The following is a 25,549-nucleotide window of genomic DNA, read 5'->3' as shown; positions in this document are numbered from 1 at the left end:
CTTCCTTCCACGGTTTTTCAGGTTTCCTTTTCCTTACCAGTCTTGCCTACCATGATCAAACAAGCACTCATTTCCGTATCCGACAAGGCAGGCGTGCTCGACTTCGCGCGCGCACTGTCCGCCATGGGCGTCAACATCCTGTCCACCGGCGGCACCGCCAAGCTGCTGGCCGACAATGGCGTGCCGGTCACCGAAGTGGCCGACTACACCGGTTTCCCGGAAATGCTGGATGGCCGCGTGAAGACGCTGCATCCCAAGGTCCATGGCGGCATCCTGGCCCGTCGCGATTTCCCCGAGCACGTGGCTGCGCTGGAACAGCACGGCATCCCCACCATCGACATGGTGGTGGTGAACCTGTATCCGTTCCAGCAGACCGTGGCCAAGGATGAGTGCTCGCTGGAAGATGCGATCGAAAATATCGACATCGGCGGCCCGGCCATGCTGCGTTCCTCGGCCAAGAACCACAAGGACGTGATCGTCATCTGCGATCCCACCGATTATGAAGGCGTGCTGGCCGAGCTGAAGTCCGGTGGCGACCTGGCCTACGAAAAGCGCTTCGCGCTGGCCAAGAAGGTCTTCGCCCACACCGCGCAATACGATGGCGCCATCACCAATTACTTCACTGCCCTCGGTGAAGACAAGCAGCACAGCACCCGCAGCGCCTATCCCGCGACCCTGAACCTGCACTTCGAGAAGGTCCAGGACATGCGCTACGGCGAGAACCCGCACCAGAGCGCTGCCTTCTACCGCGACATCAAGAAGGTCGATGGCGCGCTGGCCAACTACACCCAGCTGCAGGGCAAGGAACTGTCCTTCAACAATATCGCCGATGCCGATGCTGCCTGGGAATGCGTCAAGAGCTTCGATCCGGCCACGGAAGCGGCCTGCGTCATCATCAAGCACGCCAATCCCTGCGGCGTGGCCATCGGTGCCCACCCGCTGGAAGCCTACAGCAAGGCCCTGCAGACCGACCCGACCTCGGCCTTCGGCGGCATCATCGCCTTCAACCGCGAAGTGGACGCGGCAGCGGCCGAAGCTGTGGCCAAGCAATTCCTGGAAGTGCTGATTGCCCCGTCCTTCAGCGCCGAAGCCAAGCAGATCTTCGCTGCCAAGCAGAACGTGCGCCTGCTGGAAATCCCGCTGGGCACCGGTCTGAATGGCTACGACTTCAAGCGCGTCGGCGGTGGCCTGCTGGTGCAGTCGCCGGACGCCAAGAACGTGCTGCTGGCCGATGTGAAGGTGGTCAGCAAGAAGCAGCCTACCCAGCAGCAATTGCAGGACCTGATGTTCGCCTGGCGCGTGGCCAAGTTCGTCAAGTCCAATGCCATCGTGTTCTGCGGCAATGGCATGACCTTGGGCGTCGGTGCCGGCCAGATGAGCCGTATCGATTCTGCGCGCATCGCCTCCATCAAGGCGCAGAATGCCGGCCTGACCCTGGCCGGTTCGGCCGTGGCGTCGGATGCCTTCTTCCCGTTCCGCGATGGCCTGGATGTGGTGGTCGATGCCGGTGCCACCTGCGTCATCCACCCGGGTGGCTCCATGCGCGACCAGGAAGTCATCGATGCGGCCAATGAGCGCGATGTCGTCATGCTGCTGACGGGGACGCGTCACTTCCGTCACTGATCGTCAGTGTTTGCTGCAACAAAAACGCCCGGCTGCATGCCGGGCGTTTTTCGTGGTGCACACTCTTGCAGCAGCAAGGCTGCGCATGGACCTGCCGGTGGCTCTTATCCCGATTGACCGGCATCCGGCGGTGTGTCGTATTCTGGATCTGTTCCAAGTGCTTCGAGCCGAGCACAATTCCATTTCCCATCCAATGCCGCCTGGTAGAGCATCCCCAAGGTCAGCGGGGTCCGCTCGTACTTGGCCCGCTTTTTCTTGGACAAAGCCATGTGGATCACCTCGATGAGATTGAATCCCTCGCCGAGGAAATATCGGTCGAAACTATAGTCCCCAGGATCGATGGAAAACGCCGCGAAGTAGCGATCAATGAAGTCAGCAGCTTCATCGCCGGTGAGGTGCATGTCTCCGGTCAGCGTGGTGGTTCTCACCAAGTGCATTTGATCGCTGGTGCCATGTCGCTGTCGGACCCAAGCTTCAAAGGAGTCCCATGTCAGAGTGTTCATGACAGAACTCTATCGACAGGGTCGACGCGACGGTTGTAGTTCGCCACAGCTCGAACGCTGATCGCTGCAACGTTGTAAGCCATGAAGACCCATCCAACAACCGGGACAGCTCGTCCCACAAAAGCACCGATGTTTCTGGTCATGAGGATTTGGAGGCGCTTGATGCTTTCTCGTGTCACCGTTGGTAAGATGCGTTTCTTCAGATCGTAGTTCAGGTATCTTCGAGACAATATGGACGCAACTGACGTACCCTTCGTCGCTCCCCTGGGCTTGGCGCGTGTGGGAATAATGTTTTCACCAGCGACGATGGCAGCTGCCGCGCCAATATCGTCTACACCAAGTTCTTTGCAGGTCTCGTCGACAAAAATGTAGAAAAGTAATTCATTTGGGGAGAGGTTTTCATGAATTCCATAGCGATATTTGTTAGTCATTATTTTTCCTATCTCGGATGAATCAAGAAACAACGGGGAGCTGTGACAAGCCGTTCAGACAACTCCGAATTGCCGAGGTTCGGAAAGAAGAAATGCACTTTGGTGCTGCATTGTGGTGGTGCCATAGACGCAATCATCAGGGCGTCAAGCCGGCTTTAGCTGTTCTCGCTGATCATTCCTTCGTGGATGGCAATGCGCGTCAAGGCCGCTTCAAACCGCTGCCGCGATTCCGAGGTCAGCTGCTGCAGGTATTGATGCAATTGTGCGTCAGCCACGTTGCGGTTGGCGCATTGCGCGCTGTAGCGCTCGAACTGCGACAGCTGCATCAGCAATTCCGCCACGTGACGGGGGCACTCGCAGGCCACCGTGGTGGACTGGTTGGCAAAGGCGATCAATTCATTGTCATCCCAGCGGCGCGGCGGCAGCGCCTTGTCGCCTGCCTCTTCATCGCGCGCCGGTGACGACAGTGCCGCCAGGCCGCGCAGCCATTGCAGGATCACCACATCGGGCTGCGGCGCACGCAGCAGGCTGATGCCCACCGCCGCCAGCGTCTCGCACACGGCTTCGCTGGCAAATCCATACAGCACCGCCATCGGCAGCCCGCTCAGCGCGGGTGCCGAACTCTCCAGCGCGCCCAGCCAGCCGGCGTGCAACTGCGGCTCGTGCAGCAGCAGGGCATCCACTTCTTCCCGCTTCAAGGCCATGGCCGCCTGTTCGATGCTCTCGAACGGACCCAGCAACTGCAGCGGACGCCCCAGGCGCTGCAGCAGGCCGGGTTTGTCCAGGCGCTGCGCCAGGGTGGAGCCGATCACCGCCAGCCGCCATTGCCCCTGCACCGCTTCCGGTGGCGTCGGGCGGGCTGCGTGCAGTTCCGCGTGGGTGGCCGCCACCTGCTGCAGCTGATCCATATCCAGTCCGGCCAGGCTGCCGATGGCGTGGCCCAGTTCGGTCAACTGCCGGATCAGCGCCAAGCGCCGCACATCGGCTTCCGAATACAGGCGCTGGCCGCTCGGTGAGAGCTGGCCCTGGGTCAGCGCATAGCGGCGCTCCCACACCCGCAGCGTGGCCACCGGCATGCGCAGCATGCGCGCCACCGCGCCAGTGCGGCGCAAGGCTTCGCCAGCAGGTTTGTCGGCCGCAAGGGCAGGGGAAGAGGTCGATTGCGCAAGGCTCATGATGGGCTCCGGTGAATCATATTTGACACAGATTATAGACGCTAATTTGGCGTCATGAGTCAAGTGTGACGCATTTATTCAGTACAATCCGGAGTCATGAAACAGAAAAGCCAAGTCACCGGACATCGCGGCAACAAGGCGCACTTGCCCAGCAAGCCCTGCGCCGTGTGCGGCCTGCCCATGACCTGGCGGCGCGCCTGGGCCAAGAACTGGGACGAGGTCAAATACTGTTCCGAAGCCTGCCGCCGCAAGCGCGCCCACCCTGGCCTTTGAGGAGTCGAGCCATGTATCGCAAACATCAATTCGACCTGGTGCTGGAGTCCCCTTCCCCGGAAGACGCACCCGCTGCACCCGCCACCTCTGCTGCCGTCGCAGCGGTCCCCACGCCGCGACCGCTGGCGCTGCTGCCCCTGCTGCCGACCCTGGCCGCCGCGCGCGAGCGCATTGCCGCCGTGCGTCCCGGCGCCTATGCCCGCACCCGCAACAGCCTCGATGGGGCGGTGACCGGCTTGTCGCCCTATCTCACGCACGGTTTCGTCAGCCTGCGCGAGGTGCTGGCGGGCGTGTGCAGCCGCCAGGCGCTGGATGTGCAGCACAAGTTCGTCTATGAGCTGGGCTGGCGTGCCTTCTATCGCTACGTGTGGGCCAGGCGCGGGGCGCGCATCTTCGATTCGCTGCACGCCGGCCCGCTGCCGGAGTCGGCCTATGCGCGCGAACTGCCGGCCGATATCCGCGAAGCTGCCACCGGCCTGCCGGTGATCGACCAGGCCGTGCGCACCCTGTATGCCACCGGCACCCTGCACAACCACGCGCGCATGTGGCTGGCCAGCTATGTGGTGCATCTGCGCAAGGTGCATTGGCGTGCGGGGGCGGACTGGATGGTCGGCCATCTGCTGGATGGCGACCTGGCCAGCAATCATCTGAGCTGGCAGTGGGTGGCCGGGACCGGCAGCCACAAGCCTTATCTGTTCAATGCCGAGAACGTGGCCAAGTACGCCCCGGCCGAGTGGCACAGCCCAGGCACGGTGGTAGACACCTCATATGAAGTGTTGGGCGAAATCGCCCTCAATCCCGACCCGGTAGCCGCCGAACCCGCCCAGCGCGCGCGGGAACGCTGCAAGGAGCCGACCCTGCTGCCAGTGCCACCTGAACATTTGGGCAGTTTGACCCCGGAGGCGCAAGCCGTGGCCGGACGCGATGTCTGGCTGGTCCATCCGTGGAGCCTGGGCGAGTTGCCCGCCGATCTGCCGGCTGACACCATAGTGGTGGGACTGTATCTGTCTGACTTCCATCTGCTCTGGCCGTGGGACCAGCGCCGTTGGGAGTTCGTCGGTGCGCGCATGTGCGAGCTGACCTCGCTGTGCTGGCACGGCGACGCAGCCACCGTCGGCCGTGCCCTCAAGACTGCCCGCAGCGTGCGTTGTGTGGCCGATCCGCATCTGGCCCCCTGGTTGCCGCTGTGGGCACAATGCGTAGCGGCACCGGAACTGTTCCCGGTGGTCGACAAGCCCAGCGACCTGTTCACCCAATGGTGGCGGCGCAGCACGCAAGGCCTGCAGAGCGCCGCCGAGCTGTTGGCGCGCACCGAGCGCAAGGAGCGGCGCGATGGCGGAGCCTGACCCTGACCCTCGTCCGCCACAGGAAGAGATTACCGTGCTGTATGACGGTGCCTGTCCGCTGTGCCGGCGCGAGATCGGCGTGTACCAGCGCGGCGCGGAGGATGCCCCGCTGCGCTTTTGCGATATCAGCCGCCCGGATGTGCCCGCCACAGAGCTTCCTGCGGGCATGACGCGCGAGCAGTTGCTGGCGCGCTTCCATGTGCGTCGCGCTGATGGCGTGGTCTTCAGCGGTGCCGAGGCCTTCGTGCAGTTGTGGGCCACCTTGCCGGGATGGCGCTGGCTGGCCCGGCTGGCGCGTCTGCCCGGCATGCTGTGGCTGATGGAGCGCAGCTATCGCGGCTTCCTGCGCGTGCGTCCGGCCGTGCAACGGCTGGTGGTGCGGCTCGAACGTCGCCAGGACCGAGGCTGACATGAGCGTCGGCCTGGTCTGGTTCAAGCGCGACCTGCGCTTGCGCGATCACGTGGCGCTGGCTGAGGCGGCGCGGTGTGAGCGTGCGTTTGCGGTGTTCATCATCGAGCCTGCATGGCTGCAGAGTTTTGAATGCGATCCGCGTCACGTGGATTTCCTGTTGCGTTCCCTCGTCCCCTTGCAGATCGAATTGAAGCAACGCGGCCTGCCTTTGCTTCTGCGCATTGGTGAGGCAGTGCAGGTATTGGAATCCCTGCGTCGCGAATGGGGCGTGACCCATCTCTTCAGCCACGAAGAAACCGGCCCGGCCTGGAGCTATGCGCGCGATATTTCGGTGAACCGCTGGAGCCGCATCCAGGGCGTGCAGTGGCAGGAGTTTCCTCAAACCGGCGTGGTGCGCCGCCTGCGCAGCCGCGATGGCTGGGCCGCGCGCTGGGTGCAGCGCATGGAGGCGGTGCAGATTGCCAATCCTGTCGGCTTCCGTGCGCCGCAAGGGATGCAGCCCGACAAGCTGCCCACATTGACCGCACTGGGTTTGCCCGAGGTGCGCCTGCAACCGCCCGCCGGCGAGGCGGCAGCGTGGGATACGCTGCGCGCCTTCCTCGGTGGCGGCGGGCGCGAATACCGGCGCGGCATGTCCAGTCCGTTGACCGCACCCGACGCCTGCAGCCGGCTCAGCGCGCATCTGGCCTTCGGTACCATTTCCATGCGCAGCGTGCACCAGGCTACCGAGCTGGCCATCGAACACACGGCTGACCGCGAGCTGGCGTATGGCCTGCGCGGATTCTCCAGTCGCCTGCGCTGGCATTGCCACTTCATGCAGAAGCTGGAAGACCAGCCCGATATCGAATGGCGCAATGTGGCGCGTTCGCTGGATGGCTTGCGTCCGGGCGATGGCGGTCCGTGGGGTGCGGAGGCGCAGGCGCGTTTCGATGCCTGGTGCGAAGGCCGTACCGGCTATCCCATGATCGATGCCTGCATGCGCCAGCTGTGCGCCACCGGCTGGCTCAACTTCCGCATGCGCGCCATGCTGGTCAGCTTTGCCGCCTATCACCTGTGGCTGCACTGGCGAGCGCCGGGGCTGTTTTTGGCGCGGCAGTTCCTGGATTTCGAACCGGGCATCCACTGGAGCCAGATGCAGATGCAATCCGGCACCACCGGCATCAACACCCTGCGCATCTATTCGCCGTCCAAGCAGGCGCGCGATCATGATCCGCTGGGCGAGTACGTGCGGCGCTGGGTGCCGGAAGTCGGTACGGCGGCTTATCCCGATCCCATCGTGGACGAGAAGACGGCGCTCAAGCAGGCCAAGGATGCCCTCTACGGCCAGCGCAGCAGCAGTAGCGCGCGCGGAAGCCGATGCCATCCAGGACAAGCACGGCTCGCGCAAGAGTGGCCTGCCCTCGACCACCCAGCGCCGCCCGCGCCAGAAAACCGCGGATCCGGGGCAGGGCGTCTTGTTCTGACACGGGTTGCCCGCCTGATCGGTTAGACTGGCGGGCATGAAAATCCTCGGTATCGACCCTGGCTTGCGCACCACCGGTTTCGGGGTCATCCACAAGCAGGGCAACACGCTTTCCTATATCGCTTCCGGCACCATCAAGACGCCGGATGGCGACCTGCCTTCACGCCTGAAGGTGATCCTGGCCAGCGTCGGCGAAGTGGTGAAGTCCTATGCACCGGACTGCGCGGCCATCGAAAAAGTGTTCGTCAACGTCAATCCACAATCCACCCTGCTGCTGGGACAGGCGCGCGGCGCGGCCATTTGCGCGCTGGTGGCCGCCGACCTGGCGGTAGCCGAATACACGGCCTTGCAGGTCAAGCAAGCTGTGGCCGGCCATGGACGCGCCCAGAAGGCGCAGGTGCAGGAGATGGTGGCGCGGCTGCTGAAGCTGCCCGGCCTGCCGGGCACCGACGCCGCCGATGCGCTGGGCGTGGCGATCTGCCATGCGCATGGGGGAGGGGTCTTGTCCGACCTCGGCGCGCTGGCCCCGGCGCTGGCGCGCAAGGGCATCCGCATGCGTGGCGGGCGTCTGGTCGGTTAGTGCTTTTTCTTGAAGAGCGACAGCACGCGCTGCGCCAGCTTCACCACCACCAGCACCACTGCCCCTGCGACCACGCCGAAGAGGGCATTCAAGACCGCCGGGGTGATCGCCCCGAGGATCGGTCCGACGACCGCGATAGCCTCCACCGCTTGCGCCGCCACCTCGATGGCGTGATGCGCGAAAGGCAGGCCGTGGGTCAGGATGCCGCCGCCGACCATGAACATGGCAATCGTCCCGATCACCGACAGGCTGCGCATCATCTTCGGTGCGGCCGCCAGGACTGCCCGGCCGATACCGGCCTTGAAGCGTCCCCAGGCGCTTGCGCCCGCATGCTGCACCAGGTAGCGGCCGCCGTCATCGAGCTTGACGATCCCGGCCACCAGCCCATACACGCCCGCCGTCATGATCAGTGCGATGCCGACCAGTACCGTGATCTGCTGCTGCAGCGGCGCACCGGCAACGGTACCCAGGGTGATGGCGATGATCTCGGCCGAGAGGATGAAGTCGGTGCGCACGGCATCCTTGATCTTTTCCTGCTCGTAGACCAGCGGATCGACGTCCTCCGCCGCCTTGGCGGCGACTTCATGATGTTCGTCATCGTGCGGAAGATACTTGTGGGCCAGTTTCTCGAAGCCCTCAAAGCAGAGGAAAGCGCCCCCCAGCATCAGCAGCGGCGTCACCGCCCAGGGGATGAAGGCACTGATGGCCAGCGCCGCCGGTACCAGGATGGCCTTGTTCTTCAACGAACCCTTGGCGACCGCCCAGACCACAGGCAATTCCCGCTCGGCGCGTACGCCCGCGACCTGCTGGGCATTGAGGGCCAGGTCGTCGCCCAGCACGCCGGCCGTCTTCTTGGCGGCCACCTTGGTCATCAGGGAAACGTCATCGAGCACGGTGGCGATGTCGTCAATCAATGCGAAGAAGGCGCTACCGGCCATGTTTTTCCTTTGTCTTCATCTCTGAGGGTGGCTTGGATACTGTTTATCCGAACAGTGCTGTATCATCGCGGGATTATCACAGAAGCTGCCTCCCACGCACATCCCTGACGCCATGATCGGTCGCCTCTCCGGAATTCTTCTAGAAAAAATCCCCCCGAACCTGCTGGTTGACTGCCAGGGCGTCGGTTATGAAGTGGCCGTGCCCATGAGCACCTACTACAACCTGCCGGGCCTGGGCGAGAAGGTCACGCTGCTGACCCATCTGGCCATCCGCGAGGATGCGCACATCCTGTTCGGGTTTGGGACCGCCGAAGAACGCAATACGTTCAAGGAGCTCATCAAGATTTCCGGCGTGGGGGCGCGCACGGCCTTGTCCATCCTCTCCGGCATGTCGGTGGCCGACCTGGCCCAGGCCGTGACCCTGCAGGAAGCCGGGCGCCTGACCCGCGTGCCCGGCATCGGCAAGAAGACCGCCGAACGCCTGCTGCTGGAACTGAAGGGCAAGCTCGGTGCCGATCTTGGCGCGGTGGCCGGCGTGGTCCACAGCGACGCCTCGGCCGACATCCTCAATGCCCTGCTGGCGCTGGGCTATTCGGACAAGGAAGCGACCCTGGCCATGAAGCAGGTGCCCAAGGACAGCAGCGTCTCGGACGGCATCAAGCTGGCCCTGAAGGCGCTCTCCAAGGGCTGAGCCCGGCCAGACAAGGATTAGAGCATGAGCATCCAGACCGACGATTTCTCCGAACAGCGCATCATCTCCGCCACCCCGGCCTCGGCCAACGAGGAAGCCATCGAGCGCGCCCTGCGGCCCAAGCAGCTGGACGAATACGTCGGCCAGGAAAAGGTGCGCGCCCAGCTCGAAATCTTCATTTCGGCCGCCCGCAAGCGTGGCGAGCCGCTCGACCACACCTTGCTGTTCGGCCCGCCCGGCCTGGGCAAGACCACCATGGCCCACATCATCGCCCGCGAGATGGGCGTGAACCTGCGCCAGACCTCGGGCCCCGTGCTGGAGCGCGCGGGCGACCTCGCCGCGCTGCTGACCAATCTCGAAGCCAATGACGTGCTCTTCATCGACGAGATCCACCGCATGTCGCCGGTGGTGGAGGAAATCCTCTACCCGGCACTGGAGGATTATCAGATCGACATCATGATTGGCGAAGGCCCGGCCGCCCGTTCGGTGCGGCTGGACCTGCAGCCTTTCACGCTGGTGGGCGCCACCACCCGCGCCGGCATGCTGACCAATCCGCTGCGCGACCGCTTCGGCATCGTCGCCCGGCTGGAGTTCTATACCCCGCCAGAGCTGGCCCGCATCGTCACGCGCAGCGCCGGCTTGCTCAATGCCCCCATTGTCGAGGAAGGCGCGCTGGAAATCGCCCGCCGCAGCCGTGGTACCCCGCGTATCGCCAACCGCCTGCTGCGCCGCGTGCGCGACTATGCCGAGGTCAAGGGGGAGGGGCGCATCACCCGCGAGATGGCCGATGCCGCTCTGGTGATGCTGGACGTGGACCCGGTCGGCTTCGACCTGATGGACCGCAAGCTGCTGGAGGCCGTGCTCTTCAAGTTCGGCGGTGGGCCGGTCGGGCTGGACAACCTGGCGGCGGCCATCGGTGAAGAACGCGACACCATCGAAGACGTGCTGGAGCCCTACCTGATCCAGCAAGGCTACCTGCAGCGCACCCCGCGCGGGCGCATCGCCACGGGGCTGGCCTATCAGCATTTCGGCGTGACTGCGCCGCAAACCGGTCCGAACGGTGAACTCTGGGGCGCATGAGCTCTGCCATTCTCAAGTTGGACAGGACTGTTGCAGCCACTGAAAAACAGCATGACGCGGAGCAGGTCAATCTGATGAATTTTTTGTCAGATCTCGTATAAAAGCGAGTTTTTGCTTGTGCAAAAATTAATCGTCATCGACAATGGATAGCTATTCACTATCTTTCGATGTGAGCCCTCCATGCTAATGTCGAGCCAAGCCCTCCGCTACGCGCATCAGTTGCTGGATGCCCGCGCTCAGTCCCGCATCATCCCGCGCATTTCCGAGTCCGAGCCGCTGTCGGTCGAAGACGCCTACGAAATCGCCCACAACATCCGCAATATCCGCGTTGCCCAGGGCGAGCAGCCTATCGGCCGCAAGATCGGCTTTGTGGTGCGCAAGAACTGGGAGCGCTACGGCATCATCGATGAAGCGCGGATTCCGACCTGGGCACCGATGTACGATGCCACGGTGCGCTTCGCCGAAGACAATCACGGCGCGCAATCGCTCACCGGTGCGGTGCAGCCGCGCATCGAGCCGGAGATCGTCTTCAAGCTCGGCAAGACCCCGGCCCCCGGCGCATCGCTGCTGGAACTGGCCGATTGCCTGGAGTGGATGGCGCATGGCTTCGAAATCGTGGTCTGTCCCTTCCCCAACTGGGAATTCACGGTAGCCGATTCAATTGCCGCCTTCGGGTTGCATGGCACCCTGATCGTGGGCGAGCCGCACGTGCTGTCTTCGGCGACCAAACACCACCTGCCGCAGATCCTGGCCAGCGCCAGCGTCTCTCTGTCCTGCAACACGGAGTCGTCCAGCGTGCTGCGTGCCGCCGGCTTCTGCAATGACGAGATGGACAGCCCCCTGCACGCCCTGTGGCACCTGCACCAGCTGCTGCAGAAGCAGACCCGCTTCCGCCAGCTGCAGGCCGGCGAGATCATCAGCACCGGGACGTGGACCGACGCCTGTCCCATCGAACCCGGCCAGACCTGGACCACGGCCTTCTCGGGCGTGACCCTGCCGGGCCTGACCGTGTCCTTCGTCTGACGCAGGCGAACGCGCACTGATGGCGATCTGGGTGGATGCCGATGCCTGTCCGGGTGTCATCAAGGACATGCTGTTCCGGGTGGCCGACCGCACCACCATCATCGTGACGCTGGTGGCCAACCGCCCCTTGCGCACACCGCCTTCGCGTTACATCAAATCCATGGTGGTGCCGGCCGGCTTCGACGTGGCCGACAAGGAAATCGCCCGCCAGTGTGAACCCGGCGACCTGGTCATCACCGCCGACATCCCGCTGGCCGCCGACGTGGTGGCCAAGGGCGCGCTGGCGCTCAATCCGCGCGGCGAGCTCTATACGGCGCAGAACATCGGCCATCACCTCAGCACCCGCAATTTCATGGAAGAGCTGCGCAGCAGCGGCGTCGAGACCGGCGGCCCGGCCGCCTTCAGCGCCAGCGACGGCCGCGCCTTCGCCCGCGAGCTGGACCGTTACGTGCTCAACGCTTCACGTCTGGCCTGACGCGTCGGCGTTACTGCTCCCGCAGCCAGGTTTGGGTGCGGCCCAGCATGGGCATGCCGACATAACCGCGCACATTGAGTTTTTGCCCCTCATCGACCACCGTCAGCTTGCTCTTGTAGACCTTGCCATTGGCCGGATCGATGATCTGGCCACCGTTGTATTCTTCGCCGTCCTTCTTCAGGCCCGACAGGATGGTCATGCCGATGACCGGCTTGTCCTTGAGCTCGCCTTCACACTTCTGGCAGACCGGGTTCTGGTCTTCTTCCGGCGCACGGAACAGCTTCTCGATCTTGCCGCTCAGTTCGCCATTGTTTTCGCTGATGCGGATGAGCGCCTTGGGCTTGCCGGTGGCGTCATCGATGCTCTTCCACAAGCCCACCGGCGAGCCATCGGCCCAGGCGGCAGCACTGGCCAGCAAAGTAGCAGCCAGCAGCGACAGCGTGGCCAGGCGGGAAGGGGAGGAAATACGGTTCATGCTGATCTCCTGTTATCGAGTCGAATGCCATAAAAAGCACGATTGTTCTAATTTTTTCGATCCAGTCTAGACAAGCCCGCGCCGCAAGGCAAGCAGAAAAAACAAAAGCCGCCGTCCCTTGAGGGACGACGGCTTCATGAAGAAACAGGCTGGCTTACTTGAGCTTGGCCAGCTGTTCCTTCACCTTTTCCAGCGTAGCGCTGAAGTTGGCGACACGCTCCTTCTCCTGCGCCACCACGGCTTCGGGCGCACGGGCCACGAAGCTTTCATTGGACAGCTTGCCATTGGCCTTGGCGATCTCGCCGGTCAGGCGAGTGACTTCCTTGCCCAGGCGTTCACGTTCGGCGGCCACGTCGATTTCCACCTTCAGCATCAGCTTGACTTCGCCGACGATGGCCACCGGTGCCGGCGACTCCGGCAGTTGCGGCACCACCGTGGCTTCCGACAGGCGCACCAGCCCTTGCAGGTAAGGCAGGAAGGATTCCACGGCCGACGCATCGGCGGCTTCCACGATCAGCGGCACGCGCAGCGACGGCGCCAGTTGCATCTCGCCGCGCAGGTTGCGGCAGGCATCGGTGTAGGCCTTGAACTGGGCGACCCAGGCTTCGGCATCGGTGTCGATCTTCTCCAGGTCGGGACGCGGATAGGCCTGGCGCATGATGGAATCGCCCGCCGGATCCGGCTTGCGATCGGTCAGCGGGGCCACGCTTTGCCACAGCTGCTCGGTGATGAAGGGCAGCACCGGATGGGCCAGGCGCAGCACGCTTTCCAGCACGCGCAAGAGCGTGCGGCGGGTGGCGCGCTGTTGCGCTTCATTGCCGCTCTGGATCTGGGCCTTGGCCATTTCCAGGTACCAGTCGCAGTACTCGTCCCAGACGAACTTGTAGATGGCGGTGGCGATGTTGTCGAAGCGGTAGTCGGCAAAGCCCTTTTCGACTTCGGCCTCGGTACGCTGCAGCAGCGACACGATCCAGCGGTCAGCCTTGGAGAACTGCAGCTTTTCCTTGTCGCAGACGCCCTTCTCGTGGCCGTCGAAACCGCAGTCCTGGCCTTCGGTATTCATCAGCACGAAGCGGGTGGCGTTCCACAGCTTGTTGCAGAAGTTGCGATAGCCTTCGCAGCGGTTCAGGTCAAAGTTGATGTTGCGGCCCAGGGTCGCCAGTGAGGCGAAGGTGAAGCGCAGCGCATCGGTGCCGAAGGCCGGAATGCCGTCCGCAAATTCCTTGCGGGTAGCCTTCTCGATGCTGGCCGCCTGCTTGGGATTCATCAGGCCGACGGTGCGCTTGGCCACCAGTTCATCCACGCCGATGCCATCGATCAGGTCGATCGGGTCCAGCGTGTTGCCCTTGGACTTGGACATCTTCTGGCCAGACGCATCGCGCACCAGGCCGTGGACGTAGACGGTGTCAAACGGCACCTTGCCGGTGAAGTGCGTGGTCATCATGACCATGCGCGCCACCCAGAAGAAGATGATGTCAAAGCCTGTCACCAGCACCGAGGAGGGCAGGAACAGCTTGTAGTCCGGCGTTTCTTCCGGCCAGCCCAGGGTGGAGAAGGGCACCAGCGCCGAGGAGAACCAGGTGTCGAGCACGTCTTCATCGCGCTTGACGGACTTGCCACCGGCTTGCTTCTTCGCTTCTTCTTCGGTGCGGGCGACGTAGATGCCGCCATCCTCGTCGTACCAGGCCGGGATCTGATGGCCCCACCACAGTTGGCGCGAGATGCACCAGTCCTGGATGTTGTTGAGCCACTGGTTGTAGGTGTTGGTCCAGTTCTCGGGGACGAATTTGATCTCGCCCGAGGCAACTTTTTCCAGCGCGGTTTCGGCAATCGACTTGCCGGGGAAGTAGGTCCCTTCCGGTGCCGGCTTGCTCATGGCGACGAACCACTGGTCGGTCAGCATGGGCTCGATCACCACGCCGGTACGGTCGCCACGCGGCACCATCAGCTTGTGCGGCTTGACCAGTTCCAAGAGGCCCAGCGCGTCCAGGTCGGCCACGATCTGCTTGCGCGCTTCGAAGCGGTCCAGGCCCTGGTACTTCTCGGGCGAATTCTCGTTGATGGTGGCCTTGAGGGTGAACACGCTGATCATTTCCAGGTTGTGGCGTGTGCCCACCTGGTAGTCGTTGAAGTCGTGCGCCGGGGTGATCTTCACGCAGCCGGTGCCGAATTCCTTGTCGACGTATTCATCCTTGATGATGGGGATCTCGCGGCCCACCAGCGGCAGCTTGATCATCTTGCCCACCAGCGCGGCGTAGCGCTCGTCGGTCGGGTCCACGGCCACGGCGACGTCGCCCAGCATGGTTTCCGGACGGGTGGTGGCTACCACGATATGGCCGCTGCCATCGGCCAGCGGGTACTTGATGTGCCACATGGAGCCGTCTTCTTCTTCCGACACCACTTCCAGGTCGGAGACGGCGGTGCCCAGCACCGGGTCCCAGTTCACCAGGCGCTTGCCACGGTAGATCAGGCCCTGCTCGTAGAGGCGCACGAAGACTTCGGTGACGGCCTTGGACATCTTCGGGTCCATCGTGAAGTATTCACGGGCCCAGTCGGTGGAGGCGCCCATGCGGCGCATCTGACCGGTGATGGTGGAGCCGGATTTCTCCTTCCACTCCCACACCTTCTCGACGAATTTTTCACGGCCCAGGTCGTGGCGCGAGACCTTCTGCGCATCCAGCTGGCGTTCCACCACGATCTGGGTAGCGATGCCGGCGTGGTCGGTGCCGGGGATCCAGGCGGTGTTGTAGCCGCGCATGCGGTGGTAGCGCGTCAGGCCATCCATGATGGTCTGGTTGAACGCGTGACCCATGTGCAGGGTGCCGGTCACATTGGGCGGCGGCAGCTGGATGGAAAACGAGGGCTTCTCCGCGTCGGTGGTGGCGGCGAAGTAACCGCGCTTTTCCCACTCCTCGCGCCAGAATTTCTCAATCTCGGCGGGCTCGAACGACTTGGCTAATTCCATGATTTGACGTGTGTTTTTGCGAAACCCATCATTATAAGGGACGGACAGGGCAAATCTCGCCACAGGCGCGAAATTGACGCGCTCAACGCCGGTCTTGGGCCGCCCGCCAATCCATTGCCCCAGGGCATGTTGCCCGGTCCGAATGCTGCGCTGCACACCCAGCCCATCCGAAATGAAGCCTTGTTCCTCACGCCAATTGGAGTAGAATCCGGCCCACGACAAGGACTGCGCAAGCGGCCCGCGTCGCATCGCTAGGGGTCCTGGCACCGGAGCACATGCTCTGGCAGCCGGGTGAGAAATACCCTTGAACCTGATCTGGATAATGCCAGCGAAGGGAAGCAACCGGCAGCATGACGCACCCACGGTCCGCAGTACTCCACGCCGTTCGTCCTCTTCCGCAACCTCCTTTGCTGGCTCCGAGCCATGAGTCATCAAGCAAAGGAGCCGAAATGAATGCCAACCCGAAATTCCTGTCCGCGACGGCCACCGTCGACGAGGCAGCCGTCCAGCCTCTCCCGAATTCCCGCAAGATCTATGTGACCGGCTCGCGCCCGGACATCCGCGTGCCCATGCGCGAGATCAGCCAGGCCGACACGCCGGCCATGTTCGGTTCCGAAAAGAATCCGCCGATCTATGTCTATGACACGTCCGGCCCCTACACCGACCCGGACGTGAAGATCGACATCCGCGCCGGCCTGTCCACCCCGCGCCTGCCCTGGATCCTGGAACGCAACGACACCGAGGAACTGCCCGGCCCGACTTCCGAATACGGCCAGCAGCGCCTGAACGACCCGGCCCTGGCCGAGCTGCGCTTCAACCTGCATCGCAAGCCGCGCCGTGCCAAGGCCGGTGCCAACGTGACCCAGATGCACTACGCACGCCGCGGCATCATCACGCCGGAAATGGAATTCATCGCCATCCGCGAAAACCTGCGCCGCAAGGAATACCTGGAACAACTGAAGGGCTCCGGCCCCATGGGCAACAAGCTGGCCGACCTGATGGGCCGACAGCATCCCGGCCAGTCCTTCGGAGCGTCGATTCCCGCCGAGATTACCCCTGAATTCGTCCGTGACGAAGTTGCCCGCGGCCGCGCCATCATCCCCGCCAACATCAACCACCCGGAAGTCGAACCGATGATCATCGGCCGCAATTTCCTGGTCAAGATCAATGCCAACATCGGCAACTCGGCCGTCACTTCCTCCATCGGCGAGGAAGTGGAAAAGATGACCTGGGCCATCCGCTGGGGCGGCGACAACGTCATGGATCTCTCCACCGGCAAGAACATCCACGAGACCCGTGAATGGATCATCCGCAATTCGCCGGTCCCCATCGGCACCGTACCGATCTACCAGGCGCTGGAAAAGGTCAACGGCAAGGCCGAAGACCTGACCTGGGAAATCTTCCGCGACACCTTGATCGAGCAAGCCGAGCAGGGCGTGGACTACTTCACGATCCACGCCGGCGTACGCCTGCAATACGTGCCGCTGACGGCCAAGCGCATGACCGGTATCGTCTCGCGCGGCGGTTCCATCATGGCCAAGTGGTGCCTGGCGCATCACCGCGAATCCTTCCTCTACGAACACTTCGAAGAGATCTGCGAGATCATGAAGGCCTACGATGTCAGCTTCAGCCTGGGCGACGGCCTGCGTCCCGGCTCTATCTACGACGCCAACGACGAGGCCCAACTGGGCGAATTGCGCACCCTCGGTGAGTTGACCCAGATCGCCTGGAAGCACGACGTGCAGGTGATGATCGAAGGTCCCGGCCACGTGCCCATGCATCTCATCAAGGAAAACATGGACCTGCAGCTGGAGCAGTGCCACGAAGCCCCGTTCTATACGCTTGGCCCCTTGACCACCGACATCGCGCCCGGCTACGACCACATCACCTCCGGCATCGGCGCGGCGCAGATCGGCTGGTATGGCACGGCCATGCTGTGCTACGTCACCCCCAAGGAACACCTGGGCCTGCCCAACAAGACCGATGTGAAGGACGGCATCATCACCTACAAGATCGCCGCGCACGCCGCCGACCTGGCCAAGGGCCATCCGGGCGCGCAGATCCGCGACAACGCGCTGTCCAAGGCACGTTTCGAATTCCGTTGGGAAGACCAGTTCAACATCGGCCTGGACCCGGACAAGGCGCGCGAATTCCACGACGAAACCCTGCCCAAGGATTCGGCCAAGGTGGCGCACTTCTGCTCCATGTGCGGCCCGCACTTCTGCTCCATGAAGATCACCCAGGAAGTGCGTGATTACGCCGCCAAGGAAGGCATCTCCGAGATCGACGCCCTCAAGCAAGGGATGCAGGTGAAATCGGTCGAGTTCGTCAAGATGGGCGCCGAGATTTATGCGAAGCAGTAAGCCATGCAGATCGAACTGAACGGCAAGCCTCATCCGCTGCCTGACGGCGCCACGCTGGACCAGCTCATTGCCGGCCTCTCTCTGGCCGGTAAGGCGGTGGCCGTGGCGGTGAACCGCCAGGTGGTGCCCAGCGCGCAATGGCCTGAGCGCGCGCTGGCCGAGGCCGACAAGGTAGACGTAGTGCGCGCCATCGGGGGCGGATGAACGATTGTTCCGCGGCGGCGCGCTGGAGCTTCCAGGCGCCGCCTCCCGTGGCACGCAGCTCTCACAGACAAGGAATCGACATGAACATGAACGACGCCCCCCTCCTGAGCGAGGACAAGGGCCTGACCATCGCCGGCAAGACCTATCGCTCGCGTCTGCTGGTCGGCAGCGGCAAGTACAAGGACCTCGACGAAACCCGTGCGGCGACGGTTGCCAGCGGTGCCGAGATCATCACGGTGGCGATCCGCCGCGTCAACATCGGCCAGGACCCGAATGCGCCCAGCCTGCTGGACGCGGTGCCGCCCTCCGAATTCACCATCCTGCCCAATACGGCGGGGTGCTACAACGCTGCCGATGCGGTCTACACGCTGCAACTGGCGCGCGAACTGCTGGGAGGCCACAAGCTGGTCAAGCTGGAAGTGCTGGGCGACGAGAAGACGCTGTTTCCCAACATGCCCGAAACGCTCAAAGCCGCCGAGACCCTGGTCAAGGATGGCTTCGACGTGATGGTGTATTGCAGCGACGATCCGATCCAGGCGCGCATGCTGGAAGACCTGGGGGTGGCCGCCGTCATGCCGCTGGCCTCGTTGATCGGCTCGGGCATGGGCATTCTGAATCCATGGAATCTCTCGCTCATCATCGAACAGGCGCGGGTGCCGGTGCTGGTCGATGCCGGCGTGGGCACGGCCTCCGATGCGGCCATTGCGATGGAGCTGGGCTGTGATGGCGTGCTGATGAATACGGCCATTGCCGGTGCACGCGATCCGATTCGCATGGCGCGCGCCATGAAACTGGCGGTGGAGGCGGGCCGCGAAGCCTTCCTCGCAGGACGCATTGCGCGCAAGTTTGCCGCCTCGCCGTCCTCGCCGATGGCCGGCCGCGTGGCGTGAGCATGCAGGCCGCTTATCGCGCCACGCCGCCCTGCGTGCTGGTCTTCTCCGGCTCCGACCCCAGCGGCGGGGCCGGCATGCAGGCCGATATCCCGGCCATCACGGCACTGGGTGCGCATCCCTTGTCGGTGCCGACGGCATTGACGGTGCAGGACAACGTCAGCGTTTTTGCGGTGCATGCGCTCGATCCGGAACTGGTGCGTCATCAGGCGCAGGTGCTGATTGACCGCTTCGACATCGCAGCGGTCAAGCTGGGCATCGCAGGCAGTCGAGAAAATGCCGAAGCGATCGCCGGCCTTATCCGGCAGTTGCGCGCGCGTGACCCGCATTTGCCGGTGGTGCTCGATCCGGTGCTGGCCAACGGCAAGGGTGACCAGCTCTCTCGCGACGATGCTGCGCGGGTGATCGAACCCTTGTATGAATTGGCCACCGTCATCACCCCCAACCTCAACGAGGGGCGCCGCTTGTGCGGTGATGTGGAACCGGCGCGGCAGGCGGCGCTGCTGATGGAGCGCGGCTGCGCGCATGTGCTGCTCAAGGGCGGCCACGGTCCGCAGGAGCAGGATGTGATCAATCGCTGGTTCGGACAATTGTTCCGTTCCGAGTTTGCCGAAGAGGCCATCGAGAGCGCGCGCTGGCGCTGGACCCGGCTGCCTGATGAATTCCACGGCAGCGGCTGCACGCTGGCGGCCGCGCTGTCGGCCTGCCTGGCGCGCGGCCTGCCGATGCGCGAGGCCATCGACCTGGCGCAGCAGTACACGCAGCAGGCCTTGTCGACGTCCTATGCGATTGCCGAGGGGCAGCGCATCCCCAATCGCGTGCCTGCCTTTGAACCTGTTATTGACGCCGCCGTTGCGGCAGGAGCCTGACATGAAACCCGAGTACGCAACGCATCTGCGTGGCCTCTACATTGTCACGCCGGATTGGGATGACACCGCCCAATTGCTGGCCGCCACCGAGCTGGCCTTGCAGAACGGTGCTGCGCTGGTGCAGTACCGCCACAAGACCGCCGGTGTGGAGCAACGCCGCGCACAGGCTTCGGCATTGCTGGCGCTGTGCCGGCAATATGATGTGCCCCTCATCATCAACGACCACGTGGACCTGTGCCTGGAGATCGATGCCGATGGCATCCACGTCGGCGGTACTGATGCTTCCATTGCCGAGGTGCGCAAGGCCGTGGGGCCGGAGCGCATCGTCGGGGCCTCGTGCTACGGCACGCTGGAGCTGGCGCATGCGGCGTATCGCGATGGCGCCAGTTATGTGGCCTTCGGCGGCTTCTATCCGTCGCGCGTGAAAAAATATGATTTCCGGACGGCCCCGGAAATCATTGCGCAATCCAAGCGCGAGATCCCCTTGCCGGTGGTCGTGATCGGTGGCATCACGCTGGAGAACGCGCCGCCGCTGGTGGCGCAGGGAGCGGACATGGTGGCTGTCATCAGCAGCGTGTATCTGGTGCCGGTGGAGGAGCGCAAGACGCGGCAGTTGGCGGATCTGTATCGCTGAGGCGCATCTTCATACTCTCTGACCGTTCGGACTGAGTAGACCCGCTGGGTCGTATCGAAGACGCAGCGAAGACACTCCAGTGCAGCTGCGCCTTCGATACGCCGCAGTGCGGCTACTCAGTCCGAACGATAAGTGAATGACCAAACAAAATGTAAATGGCGTCGCGCCGGGTATCTGATGAACCTCGTCCCGAGTCATTCCGAATTTGAGCGGTTCGACGCCTACGTACGATGTGATGATGTGCTCTTGCATACTTAACCTGTCCCGGCGAACTCTGGATCGCCTCGCCGAAGTTGCTAATAAAATATTTGAATCTTTCGTCTCTCCTCTCATTTCCTTGCCACCACAGGTCCCAGTTTGAAATTCATGAACGGGCCCGATGTCTTGGAACTAGGTCGGCCAGTGTCAAGAAAGGAAGGAATCTTTGGTCGTGACTTTCCTCTTCAATGCTTTTGGGTAAACGGTTTGAGTTTTGGGAGCCATTTGTCCCAAGCGCCGCGTGGGAACATGGTAAGAGCCTTCTGAGAAACGTTTTGATCGTGAAATCCTGTGAGTGTTATTCCAAGTTTGAAAAGAACGATGAATCCAAGGTATGTGAACGGGTTGCCGTCTTCCGCGACCAGCTTCGCAAGAACGACGCTTTCTTCATCGAGGAATATATTGCTGTCCTTGAATCGGACGTTCTCCATCTGCCGTCCAAAGCCGATGTGAGATACGGTTTCGGCAGACCCGGGCGAATAGCCTATATTTGTGAAGCTGCGGAATTCCACTCTCTGCTTCAGATGATTGAAAGTTACGCTGTCTGCGGGACCATAAATTTTCTCAATTTCTTGAGGCGTCATACCGAAGCATATTTTCCCTGCTCCAATATACGGGATGATTTCGAACGATTCGTCTTCATTCATTTCTTGTCACCTTAAAAGAGAGTTCTTCTCAAGACATTTAAAATATTCCAGCATTTCAAGCATTGCCTCGTTGTACCTTTTGGTCTCGCCAGCTCCTTTCGCAACCTTTCTTACATCTCGAATCTCGATCGCCATTGCATCTCTCCACTTTCCTTGTGAAAGTAACGATTCAATGGCATTTCTGTATGCGATCGAACCTGGCATTTGACCGTTGCTAGCAGTCTTCGAGTGGTCTCCAGGGGCCATTTGGATTGCCGGTCCGTCATTGTGCTTCAATGGACTAGCATCATTAGCCGGCATGTGATGCGAATCTTTTCCATCGTTCCTTGGCCTGCTCGTCTTGCCGTGTGCTCCCCCTCGATATGGCCCTTTGCCACTTCCCTGTCGGAGATGATCACAAGGCCCCTTCTTCCTTCCCTTGATCGTGGTATCTTTGCCGCCCCTCTTGCCTCCGCCACCTCCTGAGGCCGTCGTCGCTGCATTGACGTCCCTCGCCACCTTGGCGTTTTCCTGCGCTTCTTTAGCGGCCTTCGCAGCCTTGAGCGCTTCTTCAGCTTCGCGGGCTCCCTTGGCGAATCTTGCCGCGCTGACTGCTCGCTTGGCCACCTTGCCTGCCGTCGTGACAACCTTGCCACCCGGGATCATGCTTGCCGCAGCAATTCCCGCTTCAACGTAATCGCCCTCGGCGGTATAGATGGCCGCATCAATCGCACCCGTGATGACAGACAAGCCCGGAACGAAACTGGCCACGCCCAGCACGCCGTGCACCCACGGACTGGACTTCTGCCAAAACGTTTTCTCGGCCGCAGTCTCTGCCTTGATGGCTGCATTGGCTCCGCCACCGAGCGGTTCGATGCGCGTGAACGACCTGTCAGCCTGTTCGAGGATGACGCCTTTGGTCGTCATGACACTGCATCCCGCGTCATGTCGACCGGGGCGCAGGGCGAGCCGTTTAGTCCAAGCCAGGTGTGATCGGCCAAGCGCCCAAGAACAGGCGCGAAGCCGCGTGGCAACCGCTCGCTGGCGTCAAGCCGGTTGACTAGCAGTTCATGTGGGGAGACGAGGTGAAACGGGGAAACCCGCCGCAGAATGCGGACGGAGAGAGTGTCCGGAAGCAGCTCTTCCAGACCCGGGGGCGCTTTGGGCATGCGAAGATCCTGTGCTCATCAAGTATCCCTCCCTGATGCAACACTGGCCCGCATTGTAATGTTTCCGTGCGGGAATCCGCAACTCCCGGATGATGACTTCGGCAATGAAGCGCTGAAGACGCGACTGACTGATACCGGGCCTGCCTAGGCTATCGCTCGATAAAAAAACAGCCCCGGCCGTGTGAACGACCGGGGCTGCAGGTTACAGCGTGCGAGCGCCTTGCGTGCCTCGCAAAAAGAGCCAGCTCTCCTATCAGCCTTCCAGCAAGCTGCGCAGCATCCACGCATTCTTTTCGTGCAGCTGCATGCGTTGGGTCAGCAGGTCGGCGGTCGGTTCATCAGCGGCGGCATCGACGGTCGGGAAGATCGAACGTGCGGTGCGGGTCACGGCTTCCTGGCCGGCCACCAGCTGGGCGATCATCTCTTGCGCATTGGGCACGCCTTCGGCTTCGGGGATCGAAGACAGCTTGGCGAATTCCTTGTACGAACCCGGTGCCGGATAGCCCAGTGCGCGGATGCGTTCAGCGATCAGGTCCACTGCCAGTGCCAGTTCGTTGTACTGGCCTTCGAACATCAGGTGCAGCGTGTTGAACATCGGACCGGTCACGTTCCAGTGGAAGTTGTGGGTCTTCAGGTACAGCGTGTAGGTGTCTGCCAGCAGTTTGGACAGGCCGTCGGCAATCTTCTTGCGGTCCTTGTCGTTGATGCCGATGTTGATCGAGGGGGCTGCCACATTCTTCTTTGCCATTATTCGCTCCTTAGCTGTTCGGTTTTTCGTAAGCGGGTACATACACTGCGCAACACCGCGATTCTATTGCAAATCGCAAACGGACAAACTGCGACTACGCAACTATTGATAAGAGAGTGGGGCCGACGTTCCCCATTTCAATCGATTTTGGAGATAAATGCACGCCTATAAATCAATCGGGCCGATAGATCAAAACCTATCGGCCCGACGTCTCATCGACTGCAACGGCAATCAGATCAGGATTTGGCGCCCTGCTGCGCACTGCGATACAAGGACAGTGACAGGGCCACGCCACCAATGGCCGCAATGGCGGCGAAGAGGAACACCTGCGGATATCCCAGTTGTCCCGCGATGGCCCCGGCCAGCGGACCGGTGATGCCCAGCGCCAAATCGAGGAACACCGAATACGCTGCCAGTGCCGCACCACGATTGGCCGGTGACACCAGGCTGACGGCTTCCACCCCCAGCGAAGGAAACACCAGCGCAAAGCCGAAACCGGCCAGCGCCGCGCCCAGCAATGCGAGCGTAGGCGTGGTGGCGCTCCACAGCAGCAGCAGGCCGACCGATTCGGTCAGGAAGCACACCACCGCCACGCGATAGCCACCGAAGCGCGTGATGACGTTGGCAAACAACAGACGCGCACCGACGAAGGCGGAGGAGAAGGCGGTCAACGCAAAGGCCGCGCCGCTCCAGTGCTGATCGGCGTAATACAGGGTGATGAAGGTGGCGATCGACCCGAAGCCGATGGTGCCGAAGGCCAGGCCCATGCCATACGCAAACACCTTGCGCAGCACCAGCTTGAAGGACAGCTGTTCGCCCTGCACCACCGGTGTGACCGGACCACTGCGCGCCAGCACGAAGCCGAGTACGGTGAGCAGCATGCCGGTCAGGCCGATCATGGCAAAGCCCAGCGAGCGGTCCAGCACCACGCCCAGCGGTGCGCCGATGGCCAGCGCCGCATAGGTGGCGATGCCGTTCCAGGAGATCATCTTGGCGGTGTTCTCCGACCCCACGCGGCCCACGCCCCACATGATGGCGCCGGTACCGACCAGGCTTTCGCCGAGACCGAGGAAGGCACGGCTGGCAAACAGCAGCACCAGCGACAGGAAGGGCAGCGGCTGCGCCAGCGCCGAGAGCAGCAACAAGCCGCCGCTGGCCGAACACAGCAGCATGCCGCGCATGACGGTGTGCTTGGCGCCCATGGTATCGATCATGCGGCCGGCATTGGCGCGGCTCACGAAGGTCGCGAAATACTGCACGCTGATGCCCAGGCCCGCGATCACCGAGCTGTAGCCCAGGTCGAGGTGGATGTAACCCGGCAGCACCGCCATCGGGATGCCGATGGCCAGATAAACCAGGAAGGTGAAGAAGGCGGTGGCGATGATCTGCCGCGTGACCTTGGCCGGCGTCAATGGACGCGGCGCAGCGGCGGGCACGGGCGTGCCGGTGGAACTGGGACTACAGGAATCGTCGGACATGGCGGGAAAGTCGGAATGTGAATCCGGAAGGGCAAACCGGAATGAACAGGCCGCGCGCGCCGGTGTGCGCGTGAACAGCCAAACCGAATTTTACTCCCGCCCTAAAAATGCTGCAGGACAGCAAAAGATTTTTGCCTGTCAATTCAGCAACTTAGTCGTTTTTGTGCGACGTCTTGTTGCCTGCAGGCTGTATTTCAACGCTGGCAGTGCAGTGCGTCGGTGGCCCGTTCGCGTACCGCGGGGGCGTAGTCGGCCCCCAGGATTTCCGGTGCCAGCTCGGCCAGATCGCGCTGCACGGCCGGTTCGCACCAGTGGCCGTTCAGGCGGGCCAGCGCCGCCAGCAGGTCGGGAGTGAGGCGGTCCAGCACCGGGCGCACCTGCAGCGCCAGGTCTGGCGGATTGGCGAAGGGCGGACGCTGCTCCACACGCCACTGGCGATGCAGGTCGCGCTGCACGATCTTGCCGGCCTCGAACTGGTCCTGGAAGAAGCGCCGGGTCCATGCGGCATCCAGTCCCAGTTTCTGCGCACGGGCGGCCACGTCGTCGAGAATGACCGCCTCGCGCGCCGGATCATCGATGGGCGCATGCGAATTCCATTTGCTGCGCGCCACGGGAGCGGCGACGTCGAGACGGGTCTTCTGCAAGGTCAACAATTGTTCGACATCGCTGCGCGCGGCCGGGGGCGGCGTGGTGGCGCAGGCGGCGAGCAGCAGGGCGGCGATCAGGGGCAGGGCGGCGAAGGAGCGGGAAGACAGGCGGCGCATGGTCGGAAGAGTCGATTGCTGAGGTGAGTGCCGGGTTCGGCTGTGGATAAATCAACTGTGCGGCAGTATAGCGCCGCGCCTGCCCGCCCGGTCA

General features: G+C 62.7%; 26 protein-coding genes and 1 riboswitch. Of the genes, 15 read left to right on the top strand and 11 right to left on the bottom strand.

Annotation, left to right across the window (positions count from 1 at the left end; all coding sequences use genetic code 11):
• Positions 1-51: 51 nt before the first annotated feature.
• Positions 52-1,623 carry a bifunctional phosphoribosylaminoimidazolecarboxamide formyltransferase/IMP cyclohydrolase gene (purH, locus tag ACWHXP_RS18325; protein ID WP_489635347.1) on the top strand — a complete coding sequence of 524 codons (1,572 nt, stop codon included), beginning with the start codon at positions 52-54 and terminating at the stop codon, positions 1,621-1,623.
• A gap of 104 nt (positions 1,624-1,727) precedes the next feature.
• Here the strand turns inward: purH and ACWHXP_RS18320 are convergent, their stop codons facing one another.
• The 3 genes from ACWHXP_RS18320 to ACWHXP_RS18310 form a co-directional block, all read right to left on the bottom strand.
• Positions 1,728-2,126: a DUF1493 family protein gene (locus ACWHXP_RS18320; RefSeq protein ID WP_489635348.1), complete on the bottom strand. Its 399-nt coding sequence runs from the start codon at positions 2,124-2,126 to the stop codon at positions 1,728-1,730.
• Complete coding sequence (locus ACWHXP_RS18315) at positions 2,123-2,557, bottom strand: STM2901 family protein (protein WP_489635349.1); 435 nt, start codon at positions 2,555-2,557, stop codon at positions 2,123-2,125. The genes ACWHXP_RS18320 and ACWHXP_RS18315 overlap by 4 nt, the downstream gene beginning before the upstream one ends.
• Positions 2,558-2,712: 155 nt before the next feature.
• The gene (locus tag ACWHXP_RS18310) at positions 2,713-3,732 is read right to left on the bottom strand and encodes a MerR family transcriptional regulator (protein WP_084320261.1); all 1,020 of its coding nucleotides are present in this window, start codon (positions 3,730-3,732) and stop codon (positions 2,713-2,715) included.
• A 96-nt stretch (positions 3,733-3,828) separates the two neighbouring features.
• Here ACWHXP_RS18310 and ACWHXP_RS18305 point away from each other — a divergent pair, with 96 nt between their 5' ends.
• The 5 genes from ACWHXP_RS18305 to ruvC are packed head-to-tail and all read left to right on the top strand — an operon-like array spanning position 3,829 to position 7,805.
• Positions 3,829-4,005, top strand: a complete 177-nt coding sequence (locus ACWHXP_RS18305; protein ID WP_084320263.1) for a DUF2256 domain-containing protein — start codon at positions 3,829-3,831, stop codon at positions 4,003-4,005.
• Between the two features lie 11 nt (positions 4,006-4,016).
• The gene (locus ACWHXP_RS18300; RefSeq protein WP_489635350.1) at positions 4,017-5,351 is read left to right on the top strand and encodes an FAD-binding domain-containing protein; all 1,335 of its coding nucleotides are present in this window, start codon (positions 4,017-4,019) and stop codon (positions 5,349-5,351) included.
• Positions 5,338-5,760, top strand: coding sequence for a thiol-disulfide oxidoreductase DCC family protein (locus ACWHXP_RS18295; RefSeq protein ID WP_489635351.1), 423 nt, complete (start codon positions 5,338-5,340; stop codon positions 5,758-5,760). Before ACWHXP_RS18300 ends, ACWHXP_RS18295 begins: the two co-directional genes overlap by 14 nt.
• 1 nt (position 5,761) lies before the next feature.
• A complete protein-coding gene (locus ACWHXP_RS18290; RefSeq protein ID WP_489635352.1) occupies positions 5,762-7,252 on the top strand; it encodes an FAD-binding domain-containing protein in 1,491 nt (496 codons plus the stop codon).
• Between the two features lie 10 nt (positions 7,253-7,262).
• Positions 7,263-7,805, top strand: coding sequence for a crossover junction endodeoxyribonuclease RuvC (gene ruvC, locus ACWHXP_RS18285; protein ID WP_034341567.1), 543 nt, complete (start codon positions 7,263-7,265; stop codon positions 7,803-7,805).
• On the opposite strand, the gene ACWHXP_RS18280 is transcribed toward ruvC, so the two are convergent.
• Positions 7,802-8,743 (bottom strand): DUF808 domain-containing protein, encoded by a 942-nt coding sequence (locus ACWHXP_RS18280; RefSeq protein ID WP_489635353.1) that lies wholly within the window; start codon positions 8,741-8,743, stop codon positions 7,802-7,804. The two genes, ruvC and ACWHXP_RS18280, sit on opposite strands and share 4 nt — an antisense overlap.
• A 112-nt stretch (positions 8,744-8,855) precedes the next feature.
• On the opposite strand from ACWHXP_RS18280, the gene ruvA reads away from it, so the two are divergent.
• The 4 genes from ruvA (at position 8,856) to ACWHXP_RS18260 (ending at position 12,012) form a co-directional block, all read left to right on the top strand.
• Entirely contained in the window at positions 8,856-9,434 is a 579-nt protein-coding gene (gene ruvA, locus ACWHXP_RS18275; protein WP_034341563.1) for a Holliday junction branch migration protein RuvA, read from the top strand.
• A gap of 24 nt (positions 9,435-9,458) precedes the next feature.
• Positions 9,459-10,514, top strand: a complete 1,056-nt coding sequence (gene ruvB / locus ACWHXP_RS18270; protein ID WP_034341561.1) for a Holliday junction branch migration DNA helicase RuvB — start codon at positions 9,459-9,461, stop codon at positions 10,512-10,514.
• 180 nt (positions 10,515-10,694) lie between these two features.
• Positions 10,695-11,537, top strand: coding sequence for a 2-keto-4-pentenoate hydratase (locus ACWHXP_RS18265; protein ID WP_199725087.1), 843 nt, complete (start codon positions 10,695-10,697; stop codon positions 11,535-11,537).
• A gap of 19 nt (positions 11,538-11,556) precedes the next feature.
• A complete protein-coding gene (locus ACWHXP_RS18260; protein WP_489635354.1) occupies positions 11,557-12,012 on the top strand; it encodes a YaiI/YqxD family protein in 456 nt (151 codons plus the stop codon).
• A 10-nt stretch (positions 12,013-12,022) separates the two neighbouring features.
• Here ACWHXP_RS18260 and ACWHXP_RS18255 read toward each other — a convergent pair whose 3' ends face one another.
• A complete protein-coding gene (locus tag ACWHXP_RS18255; RefSeq protein WP_121042655.1) occupies positions 12,023-12,487 on the bottom strand; it encodes a DUF2147 domain-containing protein in 465 nt (154 codons plus the stop codon).
• A 154-nt stretch (positions 12,488-12,641) separates the two neighbouring features.
• Positions 12,642-15,452 carry a valine--tRNA ligase gene (locus ACWHXP_RS18250; protein WP_489635355.1) on the bottom strand — a complete coding sequence of 937 codons (2,811 nt, stop codon included), beginning with the start codon at positions 15,450-15,452 and terminating at the stop codon, positions 12,642-12,644.
• 243 nt (positions 15,453-15,695) lie between these two features.
• Positions 15,696-15,806, top strand: a riboswitch (TPP riboswitch).
• A 95-nt stretch (positions 15,807-15,901) separates the two neighbouring features.
• On the opposite strand from ACWHXP_RS18250, the gene thiC reads away from it, so the two are divergent.
• The 5 genes from thiC to thiE all read left to right on the top strand — a co-directional run bounded on the left by thiC (position 15,902) and on the right by thiE (position 20,412).
• Entirely contained in the window at positions 15,902-17,815 is a 1,914-nt protein-coding gene (thiC, locus tag ACWHXP_RS18245) for a phosphomethylpyrimidine synthase ThiC (RefSeq protein ID WP_489624497.1), read from the top strand.
• Between the two features lie 3 nt (positions 17,816-17,818).
• The gene (gene thiS, locus ACWHXP_RS18240) at positions 17,819-18,019 is read left to right on the top strand and encodes a sulfur carrier protein ThiS (protein WP_008334753.1); all 201 of its coding nucleotides are present in this window, start codon (positions 17,819-17,821) and stop codon (positions 18,017-18,019) included.
• An 80-nt stretch (positions 18,020-18,099) separates the two neighbouring features.
• On the top strand, positions 18,100-18,909 hold the full coding sequence (locus ACWHXP_RS18235; protein ID WP_121042671.1) for a thiazole synthase: 810 nt from the start codon (positions 18,100-18,102) through the stop codon (positions 18,907-18,909).
• A gap of 2 nt (positions 18,910-18,911) precedes the next feature.
• Positions 18,912-19,778, top strand: a complete 867-nt coding sequence (gene thiD / locus ACWHXP_RS18230; protein ID WP_489624498.1) for a bifunctional hydroxymethylpyrimidine kinase/phosphomethylpyrimidine kinase — start codon at positions 18,912-18,914, stop codon at positions 19,776-19,778.
• Position 19,779: 1 nt separating this feature from the next.
• The gene (gene thiE / locus ACWHXP_RS18225; protein WP_486728724.1) at positions 19,780-20,412 is read left to right on the top strand and encodes a thiamine phosphate synthase; all 633 of its coding nucleotides are present in this window, start codon (positions 19,780-19,782) and stop codon (positions 20,410-20,412) included.
• Between the two features lie 443 nt (positions 20,413-20,855).
• On the opposite strand, the gene ACWHXP_RS18220 is transcribed toward thiE, so the two are convergent.
• From ACWHXP_RS18220 to aroQ, 5 genes are all read right to left on the bottom strand, one after another.
• Complete coding sequence (locus ACWHXP_RS18220) at positions 20,856-21,317, bottom strand: hypothetical protein (protein WP_489624499.1); 462 nt, start codon at positions 21,315-21,317, stop codon at positions 20,856-20,858.
• Positions 21,318-21,323: 6 nt separating this feature from the next.
• The gene (locus ACWHXP_RS18215) at positions 21,324-22,223 is read right to left on the bottom strand and encodes a hypothetical protein (protein WP_489635356.1); all 900 of its coding nucleotides are present in this window, start codon (positions 22,221-22,223) and stop codon (positions 21,324-21,326) included.
• 495 nt (positions 22,224-22,718) lie between these two features.
• Positions 22,719-23,213 (bottom strand): Dps family protein, encoded by a 495-nt coding sequence (locus ACWHXP_RS18210; protein ID WP_008334773.1) that lies wholly within the window; start codon positions 23,211-23,213, stop codon positions 22,719-22,721.
• A 236-nt stretch (positions 23,214-23,449) separates the two neighbouring features.
• Entirely contained in the window at positions 23,450-24,691 is a 1,242-nt protein-coding gene (locus ACWHXP_RS18205; protein ID WP_489635357.1) for an MFS transporter, read from the bottom strand.
• 194 nt (positions 24,692-24,885) lie between these two features.
• Complete coding sequence (gene aroQ / locus ACWHXP_RS18200) at positions 24,886-25,455, bottom strand: gamma subclass chorismate mutase AroQ (RefSeq protein WP_039789277.1); 570 nt, start codon at positions 25,453-25,455, stop codon at positions 24,886-24,888.
• Positions 25,456-25,549 lie beyond the last annotated feature (94 nt).

It is taken from the genome of Herbaspirillum sp. Her2, assembly GCF_057961375.1.
Note: the sequence above shows the minus strand (reverse complement) of the source record. Positions and strands in the feature narration are given on the sequence as shown.